General features: G+C 43.0%; 12 protein-coding genes and 1 pseudogene. 9 read left to right on the top strand and 4 right to left on the bottom strand.

Translation table 11 applies throughout. The annotated features are described in order from the left end of the window. Window positions 1–120: 120 nt before the first annotated feature. The 3 genes and pseudogenes from F6J99_RS29585 to F6J99_RS29575 form a co-directional block, all read right to left on the bottom strand. Window positions 121–369 (bottom strand): annotated as a pseudogene (locus F6J99_RS29585) (helix-turn-helix domain-containing protein); the annotation flags it as partial. 386 nt (window positions 370–755) lie between these two features. Beyond that, entirely contained in the window at window positions 756–1,307 is a 552-nt protein-coding gene (locus F6J99_RS29580; RefSeq protein WP_293118222.1) for a cytochrome P450, read from the bottom strand. 501 nt (window positions 1,308–1,808) lie between these two features. Next, the gene (locus F6J99_RS29575) at window positions 1,809–2,960 is read right to left on the bottom strand and encodes a GTP-binding protein (protein WP_293118219.1); all 1,152 of its coding nucleotides are present in this window, start codon (window positions 2,958–2,960) and stop codon (window positions 1,809–1,811) included. Window positions 2,961–3,246: 286 nt separating this feature from the next. Here F6J99_RS29575 and F6J99_RS29570 point away from each other — a divergent pair, with 286 nt between their 5' ends. Continuing rightward, window positions 3,247–4,443, top strand: coding sequence for an RNA-guided endonuclease TnpB family protein (locus tag F6J99_RS29570; RefSeq protein ID WP_293118216.1), 1,197 nt, complete (start codon window positions 3,247–3,249; stop codon window positions 4,441–4,443). Window positions 4,444–4,540: 97 nt separating this feature from the next. Continuing rightward, window positions 4,541–6,016 carry a cysteine--tRNA ligase gene (gene cysS, locus F6J99_RS29565; RefSeq protein WP_293118213.1) on the top strand — a complete coding sequence of 492 codons (1,476 nt, stop codon included), beginning with the start codon at window positions 4,541–4,543 and terminating at the stop codon, window positions 6,014–6,016. Between the two features lie 327 nt (window positions 6,017–6,343). On the opposite strand, the gene F6J99_RS29560 is transcribed toward cysS, so the two are convergent. After that, window positions 6,344–7,222: a sulfotransferase domain-containing protein gene (locus F6J99_RS29560; protein WP_293118210.1), complete on the bottom strand. Its 879-nt coding sequence runs from the start codon at window positions 7,220–7,222 to the stop codon at window positions 6,344–6,346. 464 nt (window positions 7,223–7,686) lie between these two features. Here F6J99_RS29560 and F6J99_RS29555 point away from each other — a divergent pair, with 464 nt between their 5' ends. The 7 genes from F6J99_RS29555 to F6J99_RS29525 form a co-directional block, all read left to right on the top strand. Next, entirely contained in the window at window positions 7,687–8,235 is a 549-nt protein-coding gene (locus F6J99_RS29555; RefSeq protein ID WP_293118207.1) for a dihydrofolate reductase family protein, read from the top strand. A 40-nt stretch (window positions 8,236–8,275) separates the two neighbouring features. Continuing rightward, window positions 8,276–9,097, top strand: coding sequence for a pentapeptide repeat-containing protein (locus F6J99_RS29550; protein ID WP_293118204.1), 822 nt, complete (start codon window positions 8,276–8,278; stop codon window positions 9,095–9,097). A 60-nt stretch (window positions 9,098–9,157) separates the two neighbouring features. After that, on the top strand, window positions 9,158–9,325 hold the full coding sequence (locus F6J99_RS29545; RefSeq protein ID WP_293118201.1) for a hypothetical protein: 168 nt from the start codon (window positions 9,158–9,160) through the stop codon (window positions 9,323–9,325). A gap of 316 nt (window positions 9,326–9,641) precedes the next feature. Beyond that, a complete protein-coding gene (locus F6J99_RS29540; RefSeq protein WP_008185921.1) occupies window positions 9,642–9,890 on the top strand; it encodes a DUF4212 domain-containing protein in 249 nt (82 codons plus the stop codon). A 79-nt stretch (window positions 9,891–9,969) separates the two neighbouring features. Beyond that, window positions 9,970–11,778 carry a sodium:solute symporter family protein gene (locus tag F6J99_RS29535; RefSeq protein WP_365974453.1) on the top strand — a complete coding sequence of 603 codons (1,809 nt, stop codon included), beginning with the start codon at window positions 9,970–9,972 and terminating at the stop codon, window positions 11,776–11,778. A 103-nt stretch (window positions 11,779–11,881) separates the two neighbouring features. Next, a complete protein-coding gene (locus F6J99_RS29530; RefSeq protein WP_293118198.1) occupies window positions 11,882–12,988 on the top strand; it encodes an AI-2E family transporter in 1,107 nt (368 codons plus the stop codon). 345 nt (window positions 12,989–13,333) lie between these two features. Beyond that, window positions 13,334–15,038 (top strand): mechanosensitive ion channel domain-containing protein (locus tag F6J99_RS29525; protein WP_293118195.1); only part of this gene is annotated, 1,705 nt, incomplete at its 3' end.

Below are 15,038 nucleotides of genomic sequence, written 5' to 3'. Positions count from 1 at the left end.
TAAAGGGGTGGGTTTTCACCACCATCCCACAGATAGTTAGGATTTCGGGATATTTCCCGCGAATTCCCCTAGTTTTACCTCTCCTGTTTCAGGAGTCTCTTCCTAGGAACGAGCCGCACTATACCAGTGCCTATCTTTCTTTAGTTGAGGTAAAGTTCGCTTTTGTGAAAAGTAATCAGGATTATTTCTAAGCTCAGGTAAATAACAGACAAGAGGACAAGAGTTGATAGAACAGCGATTTTGTTCATACCAGTTAAATCGGTCAGCCAATAGATAGTTGTATTGGTGTCGCAGCATGTCAAGCCATCTTTCTATTTCTACTTCCTGTGATTTTGATAGCCTTAACCGATATTGATACGCTGTTCTCATTGTTGTCAATTCCTGTTTTTAGACCTATTATTAATATAGCAGTTGTAGCGACAAGCGTCAACCCATAATGAAAGAGCAAAAACTGGTAGTTAGAGTTACCGAATTTGAAAAAAGGCAGTTACAAGAAGATGCCGACAGAAGAGGAATGACTTACTCAGAGTTGCTCAGAAGTTTTATAGCTCGTCTCCCACTTCCGTGCATACTCTGTGCAAAATTCCTCCCGGAGATGAAACCTTAGAAGAGTGGAGCCTTATTCCACGAGTTTTAACCAAAGGTGCGCTTTCCGTCGGCGAATTAAATTCGCCACGGGTCGCACCTCTTTTATGCATAGCCTGCCAACTATAAAGGCTCCACTCTTCTTGCGGTAACTTCTGACCACACTCATACTACGTATTGAGATGTGGGGCTCCTTTTGCCAAAAAGCTGAATAGGGTGGAACTGACAATTTTTAAGGTAAGCCGTGACATTTCGGCTGCAATATCAATAATCTCGCCTTCTGGCTTTTCCGACCATTCACGCAAAAGTGATTCTACACAATCAAGGATTACATTATGAAGTTTAACCAATTGCTTTTGATGAAATGCTGGCTGCATTAAGCGTCGCTGTCGAAGCCAAACCTCTCCTTCGCTGGTAAAAAGTCCTTGCCCCTGAAGTAAGTTCATGGATTTGAGAAATAGATCTGGCTTTCCATATCGTTCCTGATGGCTAGACAAAATATGTTCTGCATGATCTGGATGGCTCGCCAAATGTAAAGTCAATCCTGGCATGATTGGCAGGCGTACTAAATCTCCATATTCCTGCCACATATGCCCAAAATATTCAATTGGCTGATGCTGAAGTTTAGAAAGTTGAAACAGTAAATATCCTTTTGGTCCTGGTGGTAAATTAAATTTACTTTTTCTAGCAGCTTTAATTGAGGGGATTGGAGATTGAGGCATAATATCATGTCCGGTTGAATACTTACACTCTACCCAAATCTAAGGCAGAGGGCAGAAGGCAGAAGTAAAGGAGTAAGGTTTCAAGGGAGAAAGTTTTTTATCGCTAATTATCCGGACATGATATAAGATGTCTCTCGATAATAAATAATGAATATTATAATTAATTATGGCTCTGCTAGATTAAGTGTGGTGAATTAGTCTGAAAAATACCACTTTCATAATATTATTATTATCAAATGATCAAAATTAGTTAAGCCATAAGCTGATGTGCATTTAAATTGCGTGTTCCCTGTTCCCTGTTCCCTGTTCCCTGTTCCCTTTCAGTAATTTAGGTATCCCAATCTAAATGGTGCATCTCAATATTTGCTGTTTTACCCGGTGGTGCGTTACGGGGCGGACTATCCCAACCTTGGCGCTCTAAGCCAAAAATAAGGACAAGTCCGCCCCTAACGCACCCTACGCACTTAATTCTGCATTCTTCATTCTCAATTCAACAATTACTTACCAAATCCCCGTCCCTGTATTGGTAGACTCTGAAGAGATACAATCGTTTAGTTGCTCACGTAATGTATCATGATCTAAATCTTGTCCAATCAGCACTAATTGATTTTTTGGTTCACCTTTCCACTCATCATCTTCAATAGAGAAACGCTTACCACTGAGGTGGAATATGTGACGGTGAGGACTTTGATCAAACCAGAGAATTCCCTTAGCGCGGAACACATTAGAGGGTAACTTATTGTCTAGGAAATCCTGAAACTTCCGAAGCCCTAGGGGCTTGTCACTCTCGAAAGAAAGAGACGTGAATCCGTCAATTTGTAGGTGATCGGAGTGATAGTGATGAGCGTGATCATGGTCATGATGGTGATCATGGTCATGATCATGGTGGTGATGGTCATGATCATGGTGGTGATGATCATGGTCATGATGGTGATGATGGTCATGATCATGGTGGTGATGGTCATGATCATGATCTGATGTTTTGCTGTCGAAATACTTATCGGACTCAAAGAGACCAACACTGAGAATTAAAGGAATTGGCACTTGGGCTTTAGTAGTTCTCAAAATCCTAGCATCAGTTTTCATATCTCTGATCCGGGTTTCCAATTGGTCTACATTGGCTTCATCTACCAAGTCAGTCTTGTTGAGGATAATAATATCTCCATAAGCAATCTGACTACTTGCCGCGTCACTATTAAATAGATCGAGACTAAAGTTTTCTGAATCTACCATAGTGACAATAGAATCGAGACGAGTCATATCTCGCAATTCTGTGCCCAAAAAGCTTAGCGCCACTGGTAAGGGGTCCGCTAATCCGGTGGTTTCCACCACTAAATAATCCAGCTTGTCTGGATGCTCCAATACGTTGTAAACTGCTTCAATTAAATCATCATTAATGGTGCAGCAGATACAGCCATTATTCAGGGCGATCATATTATCATCAGTACTGATAATCAGCTCATTATCAATACCAATTTCACCAAACTCATTAACAAGGACCGCTGTTTTGACGCCTTCTTGATTACTTAAGATATGGTTAAGGAGGGTGGTTTTGCCGCTACCCAGGAAACCGGTAATAATGGTAACGGGTAAGCCTTGTTTCGGCGCTTCCATCCCTTGACCAGATGGGGAATCAGTCGGTAAAGTTTGCATAAGGCAACTTGTGAAAACAGTTCAGAATCAAGATATACCAAGATATCGTATTTTATCTAAAACAGCAATTCATCTCCCGCTAACCCTACGGGTATAACGGGAGACGGGGCGTAAAAAGTGCGGACGCAGGTGACCCACACAGCCCCTCATGAATTGCTAGGTGCGCTTTCCGTTCGCCAAAGGCGACGCTACGCGAACGGCGAATTAAATTCGCCACGGGTCGCACCTCCACTTGACATTTTACACAGAATATATTAAAATGTGAATGTATATTAAAGAGTAAATAATGGTCGAAAAAGCTTACCGTTACCGTTTCTATCCAACCCCTGAACAGGAAACTCTGTTGAGGAGAACTCTAGGATGTGTAAGACTTGTTTACAACAAAGCTTTAGATGCTAGGACTTCAGGTTGGTACAAACGCTCCAGACGGATAAGCTACAAGGAAACTTCATTAATGTTGACAGAATGGAAAAAACAGGATGACTTGTTCTTTTTGAATGACGTTAGTTCTGTTCCTCTTCAGCAAGGATTAAGACATTTACAAACCGCTTTTACTAATTTCTTTGCCGGTCGATCTAAGTATCCTAACTTCAAGAAAAAACGTAATGGTGGTACTGCAGAATTTACTAAGTCAGCATTCAAATGGAAAGATGGTCAAGTCTATCTTGCCAAATGCAAAGAACCTTTAGCGATTCGTTGGAGTCGTCAGTTACCTGCAAACTGCACTCCAAGTATTGTTACAGTTAGCTTAGATTCATCTGATCGGTGGCAGATATCAATTAGGTTTGATGACCATAGAGATTTGAGCTTACCGACCACAGACAAACAAGTTGGCTTGGACTTAGGAGTTACCAGCCTGATCACAACGAGCGACGGAGATAAAATTGCCAATCCCAAACATTTTAAAAAGCTCAAGAAAAAGCTAGCTAAATACCAAAAAGCTTTGTCACGAAAACAAAAAGGTTCTAACAATCGTTACAAAGCCAGGTTAAAGCTGGCCAGGGTGCATGCACAAATCAAAGACGCTAGACGAGATTTTACCCACAAGCTAACTACTCAACTGGTCAGAGAAAACCAATTGATTGCGTTTGAAGATTTAGCTGTGAAAAATCTGGTCAAAAATCACAAACTAGCTCAAGTTATCAGTGAGGCCAACTGGGCGGAAATAATTCGTCAGATTAAGTACAAGTCTCAATGGTATAATCGTGAAGCCATTTCCATTGATAAGTGGTTTCCTAGTAGCAAACTGTGTTCTGTTTGCCTAAATCGTGTTGAGTCTTTACCTTTGAATATTCGGGAATGGGATTGCCTATCCTGCAATGCTCACCACGATCGTGATATCAATGCATCAATTAACATTTTGGCGGCAGGACTTGCCGTGTCAGTCTGCGGAGCGACCGTAAGACCCGAAGAGAGTAAATCTCGGAAGGCAGGTGCGAAAAACTGCCCCAAGGGGAGAAGGAAACAGAAACCTAAGTCGTGAGTCTTAGGAATCCCTGGTTATAATCTTTGATTTAACCAGGGAGGATGTCAAAAGTATATCTATAGCCCACTGTTGGTGATTTTATCTTTTCTTTGTCATGACCCTACACCTTTACAATACCTTAACCCGCCGCAAGGAATCCTTTGAGCCATTGGAAACTGGTAAAGTCCGGATGTACTGCTGCGGCATTACGGCGTATGACTTTTGCCACTTGGGTCATGCTAGAACTTGTATGGTCTGGGATACTGCTCGTCGCTACTTACAATGGCGGGGCTATGATGTGAATTATGTCCAAAATTTTACAGATATTGATGATAAAATCCTGAACCGAGCGCGAAGGGAAGGCACCTCTATGGAGGCAGTATCTGAACGCTTCATTGATGCCTATTTTGAAGATATGGCAAGGCTGAATGTCAAAGAGGCTAATGCTTACCCCCGCGCGACTCATACCTTAGATGGAATCAAGCGACTGGTGTGTGAGTTGGAACAAAAGGGCTATGCTTACGAAGCGGATGGGGATGTGTACTATTCAGTGCGTCGCTTTGATGACTACGGCAAACTCTCTGGGCGCAAGTTAGAGGATTTGCAAGCAGGAGCCAGTGGACGGGTAGATGTAGCAGACTCCACTGAGCCTAAGAAGAAAGACCCGTTTGATTTTGCGCTTTGGAAAAGCGCTAAGCCAGAGGAACCCTGCTGGGAATCCCCTTGGGGAGCAGGTCGTCCAGGTTGGCATATTGAATGCTCGGCGATGGTGCGAGATATGCTGGGGGAAACGATTGATATTCATACTGGTGGCTCTGACTTGGTTTTCCCCCACCACGAAAATGAAATTGCTCAATCGGAAGCTATAACTGGTAAAAGCCTAGCCCGTTATTGGTTACATAATGGCATGGTCAAGGTGGATGGAGAGAAAATGTCTAAGTCTCTAGGCAACTTTACTACTATCCGAGAGTTACTCGACCGTCCTGTTGACCCGATGGCAGTGCGCTTATTTGTGTTAATGGCGCAATACCGTAAGCCAGTAGATTTTACGGATGATGCGATCGCATCTGCTACCAATGGCTGGCAAACTCTCAAAGAGGGCTTGCTTTTTGGCCATAACTATGGTATACAATTAGGATGGCAAGACCAATCAGCCACACCCTCACCCTCTAACTCCTTGCAGGTAAAAGAAACTATAGCGCAACAGTTTCAAGAAGCCGTAGATGACGACTTAAACTTTGCTGGAGGCTTAGCGGTATTGTTTGAAGTGGCCAAAGGGTTACGCCGGGAAGGCAATATCCTCGTACATCAGGGTAAAACAGAGACTCCTGCTTCAGAACTAGAGCAGCAATGGCGTAGTCTCGTGGAATTAGCCCAGGTATTAGGGTTAGAAGCACAACCAGAAGCAGAAACTGAAGTTTCTACGGATGGATTGAGTGATGGGGAAATTGAAGCACTGATTCAGCAGCGGGCTGAAGCACGGAAAACCAAGAACTTTGAATTAAGCGATCGCATTCGCGATGACTTGCAAGCTCAAGGGATTACGTTGATTGACCAGGGTGGTGGTGTTACCACATGGCGTCGCAATTAAGGCTGAATTGTGAAAGCTGCAGCTCAATTGTGAAGGTTTTCGGCTGAATTGTGAAGACTGCAGCTTAATTGTGAAAGTAACAACTTGTTCGCCCTTGGTGCTTGTTGTAGGGAAGGTTAAAAGTTGAAGGTTAAAAGTTAAAAGTTGAAGGTTAAAGGTTGAAGGTTAAAGGTTGAAGGTTGACTGTCAACCAGACTTAGCACTCAAACTCAGCACTCACAATTGATGGAGATGTTCACAAAGCTAAGCTGGCAAACTACTATAGGAATCCTAAATCAATGGTGACAATTTTTGATGCCATATTCCCTACTCCCTACTCCCTACTCCCTACTCCCTACTCCCTTCAAATTCAAATTCCAGACCAAATTGTGCCATTCTGGATTGATATAGAGCATCAAAACTACTAGTCTCTTCTGAATAAAAGTGGTTTTTCCAATCTCCGACAATTCCTTTGCGCATATGTTTGGGGATACCTTCTCGCTGAGGCACCCAATCCAGATTAGCTTTGGGATTGATAGCCATTGCCGAAAAGTCACTGGCGGCAACCACAGTATCGAGTAAATCTGAGGTTAAGGGAATATCGATAAAGCTAGCAACATCCGTAACGACTTGAGCTAAATTCTTTTTCATGTCTTCGTACTTGACAAAAATGACATTATCTGTATCTTGGCTTGCTTTCCACCAGTCGAATACATGATCAAATATTGAGCCATAGGCAACCTTACCTTCAGTATATAGTTTAATAAATTCGCTCCAACTCCCCTCGTATCCCATTTTGCTCAATGCATGATAATAATAGGAGACAGCATTATCCTTAGGATTGCGAGCAACATAAATATACTTTGCTTTAGTTTCGCCAAACATTGGCATCAAAGACAAGGGTAAATGAGTGTGAAAGTAACGGCGATCGCCAGAAGTTTTAATCAGATTCTCTAAACCTCCATAACGAGTTGCTGCACCTTCTAACCAAGGCACTGCTTCACTCAATACTTTGTCCCCTTGCTCTCCATTGTTAGCAAGCAAGTGAACAATCTGCTCCATCCATGTCGTCCCAGATTTAGGATAGGCGACAACAAACGTATCGCGATCTCCCACTCTAAAGTCCTTAAGAGCATCCATTTCCTTCTGGGTAATGAAGGCAGGAAAGACAATTAGACCTTCTGGATTCTTACCGTCTTTAACCAGTGCTTGCTTATAGTCTGCCATGTATTACAGGCTCTTCCGTACTTGTTATGCTAAATAAACAGTATTTCACAGGGAACAGCGGATCACCAGAACAGGGAACAGCGGATCACCGGAACAGTGGTCAGAGGCCGTATTCAGAAAATTTTGTGAGTTGAATAGCCTAATTTTACCTGTACAGTAAGCTTTCTGAGTTTTTTAACTGTAAATTTACCATAAAATGTACTGAAGACCCCGCATTTCTCACAAATTTAGCGATCGCAAACGCTGAAAGCTTTATTAAATCTGGGCTTGACCCTGATCAAAATGAAGAGAAAAAAACAACACACTGTTTAAACCCTTACTTTGTTTGGATTTGACGGGATTTGGGCTACAGCTCCTCAAACTATCTTTGTGATAAATCCGGGAGCTACTTTTGCCGTATCTGGTTAGAACCTGCAATACTTATAGTTATCAGGATTAATTTTGACAATTACGGATAAAAACCAATGACAAATTATGTTTATATAGCAACAAGCTTAGATGGATTTATCGCTACAATTGATGGCGGATTAGATTGGCTAGAAGAAATACCTAACCCCGAACAAAGTGATTATGGATATGCTGAGTTTATGAAAAGCATAGATGCCATAGTGATAGGAAGAAAAACCTTTGATAAAGTTTTAAGTTTTGGTCAATGGGTTTATCATAAACCCGTTTTTTTATTAAGCAATACCTTAACTAAACTTCCCGAACAAAATTTTGGTAAAGCAGAAATTGTTCGTGGAGATATAAAAAAAATAATTAATCAGTTGAATCAAAAGGGATATACAAATCTTTACATAGATGGAGGTAGAGTAATACAAAGTTTTCTTCAAGAAGACCTTGTTGATGAAATGATTATTACTCGCGTTCCAATTCTTTTGGGAAAAGGCGTTCCTTTATTTGGGACGCTAGAACAACATCTTAAATTCCGACACAAAAAAACTGAAATATATAATGATACTTTGGTCAAAAGCTACTATATAAGAGACACAAACCGGGGAGATAACAGATAACCTGGTTTGTTAACTTGCTACGGATTCTGCCATTAGTCCAATGAAACTTAGACAATCGTTTATCTGGGGAATTTCCTTGGGATTGCTTGCCCTTTTGGGAATTACTTGGCTGATTATCAATCAAGACAATCCTCTCGAACAGTTACGGGAAACAAAAAAGTGTCAAAACTGTAATTTAGCAGGGCTAGACCTTTCCAGAGAGGATTTAAAAGAAGCGAATCTGGAAAACGCTAATTTAGAAGGGGTTAACTTAGCGGGAGCGAATCTAGAAAAGGCTAATTTGCTAGGGGTCAATTTAGAGGGAGCTAACCTAGAAAACGCTAACCTGAAAAAAGCTAACTTCAGTGGGGCTAATCTCCGTAGAGCTAACCTGAAAAAAGCTGACCTTATTTGGAGCAACTTCACAGAAGCTAACTTAGAACAAGCTAATCTCCAAGAAGCAAACTTATCAAATATTTTCGCCAAAGCAATTAAGCTCGAAAGAGCTAACCTCAGGGAAGCTAATTTATCAAAAGCTAATCTGGTAGGGATTAATCTTAGTGGAGTTAACCTAGAGAAAGCGAATCTCCAAGAAGCAAAACTGGCTGAGCTGAATACAAGTGCTTCATTGCCATTCGATCACTATTTAATAAGTGCCAATCTCAGGGGGGCTAACTTGATGGGAGCGAATCTTGAACAGGCTGACTTGAGGGGAATTGACTTCTCCGATGCCAACCTCTCCGACGCTAGCCTCAAGGGAGCAAAACTAGACTATACCTTGGAGCTTACTGATTGGGGTTCTCCCAACAAAGTTTACCGTGCCAACCTCAAGGGGGCGAACTTAACCAATACTATTATGCCTGATGGTAGCACCAATCAATAGGGAGGGATACTCTTATATCAAGTCAGGTTGAATACCCATAATTACAGGGAGGGTGGGGAGATGGGGAGATGGGGAGATGGGGAGATGGGGAGATGGGGAGGTTTAATTTTAGCGATCGCGTTTGGTGAGCAACTTACGATTTACTTTATCGCAACTTCACATAATCTTGCTCTAAGCTTTACATTTATTGACGAAATAGTATTCACAATTCTTTTAAGATTCCTTTAAACAACGGGACAAGCGGTCTGGGGCAGTGGCAAATTGCATAGATGTGATCAGCTTATGCTGGTGCGCATCACCCAATGCCATGCCCTAAAGACAGGATTAAATCCCCAGAATTGTTTAATTTTATTAAGAAAACCCCAAAAAGGCGGTTTTTGTTCACCTTTGGTGTAGCCTATGCCTAAGCTCCAGCAAATATTCTGTATACTTTAGCACATTGTGAAATACCGATACGCCATGTTAAGGCAATTATCGGTGGTTGCTCTATATCCAGAAACTAGTCAAGCGCAAATAGTAAATTTAGTGCATTACTAATAAAACTATGAACCAAAACAAGCGTCAGGCATACTGGCGTGCCAACATTGCATTAATTCGGAATCTCCTAATTGTTTGGGCATTCGTATCGGTTGTATGTAGCATTCTGCTTGTAACATTACTGAACAATGTCAGTGTAGGGAATATTCCCCTAGGTTTCTGGATGGCACAACAAGGGAGTATTTTTACCTTTGTCGTCCTAATTTTTATCTACGCTATACAGATGGATAAAATTGACCGTAAATACAAAAAGTAATAGCGAGTATCTTCACAAATGAATTAAACACCCTATTGCAATCTATGTAATAGTGTCTACAAATTCAAGGAATGAAAGGATGGAAAGCTATGGAAAAAGCTTTTTAACCTTCTATTCCCTATTCCCTATTCCCTATTCCCTATTCCCTATTCCCTGCGCGCAGCGCTATAGAAATTATTCAGACAAAGAAATATCTATGACAGTTGAAGCTTGGACCAGTGTATTGGTCATTATTTCCTTTATTCTCTACCTTTACATTGGTTGGCGCTCTCGGGTGCGCGATAGTAAAGGGTTTTTCGTAGCAGATCAAGGTGTTCCCGCTGTTGCTAATGGTGCTGCTACAGCGGCGGATTGGATGTCTGCTGCTTCCTTTATTTCTATGGCAGGGCTAATCTCTTTTTTAGGATATGATGGCTCAATTTACCTGATGGGCTGGACAGGAGGATATGTCCTACTAGCGCTATTGTTAGCCCCTTACCTGCGGAAGTTTGGAAAATACACAGTACCGGACTTTGTGGGAGACCGCTATTACTCGAATATTGCTCGGTTGGTAGCAGTAGTTGCTGCTATTTTTGTCTCCTTAACCTATGTCGCAGGACAGATGCGAGGGGTAGGTATTGTATTTAGCCGGTTTCTGCAAGTGGATATCGGTCAGGGTGTAGTGATTGGTATGGTAATTGTGGCATTTTTTGCCGTGCTGGGGGGGATGAAAGGAATTACCTGGACTCAAGTGGCCCAGTATGGCGTGTTGATTGTGGCTTACCTGATTCCAGCGATTGCGATCGCAACTCTACTGACTGACAACCCGATTCCCCAGCTAGGATTCACCTTTAGTGATATTATCCCCAAGCTCAATCAAATTCAGGTAGATCTAGGTTTCCAGGAATACACTAAACCCTTTGCCAACAAGTCCATGCTGGATGTCTTATTTATCACCATCGCCTTGATGGTCGGTACCGCTGGACTTCCCCATGTGATTGTACGCTTTTACACCGTACGCAATGCTAGAGCTGCTCGTTATTCCGCTGGCTGGGCGCTATTATTCATTGCCATACTCTACACCACAGCTCCCGCCGTTGCTGCCTTTGCCCGCTATAACCTGATTGATAGCCTCCATAACAATACCATTGAGGAAGTGCGTCAGCTGGACTGGGCAACCAAATGGGAAAATACTGGTTTATTGGCCTTTGACGATAAAAACGGCAATGGCAAGATTGAGCTGAAACCGGACAAAGAGACCAATGAAATTAAGATTGACCGAGATATCATTGTACTCTCCACACCAGAGGTAGCCAAACTTGCTCCCTGGGTGATTGCCCTAGTAGCAGCAGGAGGACTAGCCGCCGCTCTATCCACTGCATCAGGATTACTGCTAGTGATTTCTAGCTCAATCGCCCACGATGTCTACTATCGCATCATTAATCCTAGGGCATCGGAGTCCCAACGATTGATGGTGGGTCGAATTATGGTAATTGCTGCCATTGCCATTGCCGGTTACTTTGGTATCAATCCCCCTGGATTTGTAGCCCAAGTAGTAGCCTTTGCCTTTGGTTTAGCCGCTGCCAGCTTTTTCCCAGTGATTCTGCTAGGGGTATTTGATAAGCGAACCAACCGAGAAGGGGCAATTGCTGGCATGGTGGTAGGGTTAATTTTTACCACCGTTTACATCATTGGAGTGAAGTTCTATAGTATGACACCCTGGTTTTTCGGTATTTCCCCTGAGGGGATTGGTACCGTAGGGATGGTGCTTAATTTCATTGTGACTGTAGTGGTTTCTCGCCTGACACCCCCACCTCCAGCAGAAATTCAGCAGATGGTGGAAATGTTGCGAACACCCGGTGATGCTCCTCCAGCCCTTGATGATGTGGGTGAAGAGGAGTTGGATTGATCATTGTTGAACGTAGGTTGAATACCGTACCTCCAACCTTAAACTAATTCAGCTGTTTTCTCTGTAGACTATTTGCAGGCACTCAACATGCAAATGGAAGTCTATGCTACGCCTTAAAATCTCCTTAGCTAACTTACTGCTGATTGTTGCTACTAGCTTGACAATCGTCCTGCTGTGGCAACTGAGAGCTTTGCTAGTAGTACTGATGATTGCAGTAGTGCTCGCGTCTACTCTAGCACCAATTATTGATAGTGCTGAAAAGTTAAGGATTCCCCGCTGGCTAGCGGTTATTCTAGTTTATTTAGGCTTAATCGCTGGTTTGACAGGGATAGGCTTAGTGATTGGACCAACAGTAGCTGAGCAAATTCAGCGTTTATTTCGGAAACTGCCAGCCTATTTGGAGGTTTTAACCTCTTTGTTAGATGCTTTAGCGATTCGCCTAGGGATGACTGAACCAGCTCTGAGTCAAATGTTTGATGCTGGGACCGTTACCTCTTGGGTGATTCGTTCCTCTCAGCAGTTGGTAGTGCAGTCTTATGGATTGACAAGGAGTCTTCTTGCTGGAGTGTTTACCGTAATTCTGGCAACACTGCTGTCTGGTTATATGTTAGCTGGCTCTGAACCATTGATTAAAGGGGGGGTAAGTTTGTTTCCCAAACCCTGGGATGAAAAATTGGCAGCCCAAGTCAAGCCAGTCAGCCAACGGATGGGGGGTTACATCCAGGGGCGAGTGGTGGTTTCAGGAATTTTAGGCATGGCGATTACTGTTGGTTTAAAATTTTTGGGACTGTCAGAGTTTGCCTTGGGTTTGGGTGTAATTGCTGGAGTTACCAATTTGATTCCCTTTTTTGGTCCGGTCTTGGGAGCAATTCCAGCATTGATTGTGGCAATTGCTCAAGGGGGATGGACTTTCTCCTGGGTATTGCTACTATTTGTGATTATTCAGAATCTGGAAACCTACATTCTTGACCCCCTACTGGTGGGGTCTTCTGTGAGAGTTCACCCCTTATATCAGTTGTTGGCAGTGCTAGGTGGTGCAAAGGTTTTGGGGATTCTTGGTGCTTTGATTGTTCCGCCTTGGGTAGCTGGTGCAGCTCTGGTACTAGAAAATTTGTACTTGAAGCCGAAACTGGAGGCGGAACAAAATGCTGCTGCTATCTCGGCAGCTTCTGAAGCAGACGCCTCGAATGCTCTTTCTTTCAACGGATAGTATGATAACTATAGTTTGAGGGATCAGCAATCAGCAATCAGCAATCAGCTCTTAGCAATCAGCTAGAATTCAGTAGTGTGAGCCATTCGTCTAGCGTGGCCAAGGCTGGCGGCTGACTGCACCTCAAGTAGCGTGCGCTTCGCGCATATGATCCCCGAAAATAGTCAGCCAATTACTAATTACCAATTACTAATTACCAATTACCAATTAACTGTCTTCAGTAATGCTACAGAGGCACTAAAGTTAACACTAAAGTACAGTTAACACTAGGCTCTCCTTTCTTTGGCTTCCTATTAGAAGGGTCTAAAGCCTCCTGGCTCTCAACTGGAATATTTTTGGTAGCTAATGAATCCCTTCTTTCGCTGCCGATATTGGCTGAGGCAAGTGATCTTGGTAGTAATTGGAGCGATCGCGATCGCTTTCCTGATTGCAGCTGCGCCAATTGTGGCTCAGGACAATCTAAATCGGGTAACTATTTTCCTGGATGGGCGTCCCCTGTTTGAGGTAGCACCGGCTGGGTCGTTAACTGCTCAACAACGGGCTGATTACGCCAGTGATACCCTCAAGCAAATCATCGAGACAGCACCACCAACCGTAGACGTAGAAATCGCTGGGACTGAAAAGTTACCAGTGATTAAGGTAAATGGTAGCTACTTGCTATCAGTAACGACCAATGATACTCTAACCGGAAGAAGTCCCAAGGAACAAGCCCAATTTTGGCAAAGACTGCTACAGAATGCCATGAAACGGGCTTTTCTCGAACGTACCCAGGACTATATCCTGCAAGGGGTATTCCTATCCGTTGGATTTGGGTTATGGGGAATCATCTCTAGTTGGGGATTAGGCTGGCTGTGGGATCACCGGATGAAATGGCTGTTTCACAAAAAGGTAACTAAGTTAACCCATCGACACCGTCACCAACCCGCCTTAAGTGGTGAAATTGCAGCGGGGACTCTCATACTCCTGTTCCGGGTCACTATCCTAGTATTTACCCTGATTTATACTAGTAATCTATTTCCCCAAACTCGCCAGTTGAGTCGTCAAGTTAACGATACATTTGTTCAAAGCTTGACGTGGGAAATCATTTGGGTGGGAGATAAACCCTATTCTGTCTTAGGCTTATTAACCTTGATTGGGTTATTTGCTGCTCTGATAGTCCTAGCCAAGGTAGTAAAAAAAGTTTTGCGATCGCGGATTCTTCGCCTGACCAATCTCAGCCGCCCTGCCCAGGAAACTATTGCTCTGATTACCCATTATTCCATACTCTTTATCGGTGTTATTGTCCTATTGCAGTTGTGGGGAATCGACTTTAGTTCTCTAGCCGTATTTTTCGGAGTCTTGGGTGTGGGGATTGGCTTGGGAATCCAGGGAATTGCGAAGGAATTTGTCAGCGGTTTGGTACTCATTTTTGAGCGTCCGATTCAAGTCGGGGACTTTGTGAATGTTGGGGAACTGATGGGAACAGTAGAAAATATCGGTATTCGCAGTACAGAAATCCTGACTTTGGATCAAGTCTCAATCATTATCCCCAATTCTCGCTTTCTGGAAGCTGAAGTGGTCAACTGGACTCACAATAATCCAGTATCCCGGTTAAAATTACCCGTAGGGGTGGCCTACGGTTCAGATCCAATTAAAGTCCGTAGTGCTCTGATTGAAGCAGCTTCTCAACATCCAGAAATCTTAGATCAACCAGCCCCTAATGTATTTTTTATTGGATTTGGGGAAAATGCCCTCAAGTTTGAGTTGTTGGTTTGGATTAAAGACCCTCCCAAGCAGTTCCAAATCAAGAGTGAGCTTTACTTTCTGATTGAAGAAATACTACGTCATTACCATGTTGATATTCCCTTTCCTAAGCTAGATTTGCACGTCCGTTCTGGTAATTTTCCTGTAGACGTTTCACACCAGTTAATTGAGTCTCTAACTCAGCTATCTCAGGAATTGACTCAGTGGATGGCTAGACAATCCCATGGTACTAGTCACAATGGGACTAGTCACAATGGTACTAGTCACAATGGTACTAGTCACAATGGTACTAGTCACAATGGTACTA

This window comes from Moorena sp. SIO4G3, assembly GCF_010692305.1.
Classification (GTDB): Bacteria; Cyanobacteriota; Cyanobacteriia; order Cyanobacteriales; family Coleofasciculaceae; genus Moorena; species Moorena producens_A.
This window is presented reverse-complemented; position numbering and strand designations above follow the sequence as displayed.

Excerpts from the sequence above, each read along its gene's own strand:
- F6J99_RS29580 (WP_293118222.1), bottom strand. The coding sequence starts at position 1,307 with ATGCCTCAATCTCCAATCCCCTCAATTAAAGCTGCTAGAAAAAGTAAA.
- F6J99_RS29575 (WP_293118219.1), bottom strand. The coding sequence starts at position 2,960 with ATGCAAACTTTACCGACTGATTCCCCATCTGGTCAAGGGATGGAAGCG.
- F6J99_RS29570 (WP_293118216.1), top strand. The coding sequence starts at position 3,247 with ATGGTCGAAAAAGCTTACCGTTACCGTTTCTATCCAACCCCTGAACAG.
- cysS (WP_293118213.1), top strand. The coding sequence starts at position 4,541 with ATGACCCTACACCTTTACAATACCTTAACCCGCCGCAAGGAATCCTTT.
- F6J99_RS29560 (WP_293118210.1), bottom strand. The coding sequence starts at position 7,222 with ATGGCAGACTATAAGCAAGCACTGGTTAAAGACGGTAAGAATCCAGAA.
- F6J99_RS29555 (WP_293118207.1), top strand. The coding sequence starts at position 7,687 with ATGACAAATTATGTTTATATAGCAACAAGCTTAGATGGATTTATCGCT.
- F6J99_RS29550 (WP_293118204.1), top strand. The coding sequence starts at position 8,276 with ATGAAACTTAGACAATCGTTTATCTGGGGAATTTCCTTGGGATTGCTT.
- F6J99_RS29545 (WP_293118201.1), top strand. The coding sequence starts at position 9,158 with ATGGGGAGATGGGGAGATGGGGAGATGGGGAGATGGGGAGGTTTAATT.
- F6J99_RS29540 (WP_008185921.1), top strand. The coding sequence starts at position 9,642 with ATGAACCAAAACAAGCGTCAGGCATACTGGCGTGCCAACATTGCATTA.
- F6J99_RS29535 (WP_365974453.1), top strand. The coding sequence starts at position 9,970 with ATGGAAAGCTATGGAAAAAGCTTTTTAACCTTCTATTCCCTATTCCCT.
- F6J99_RS29530 (WP_293118198.1), top strand. The coding sequence starts at position 11,882 with ATGCTACGCCTTAAAATCTCCTTAGCTAACTTACTGCTGATTGTTGCT.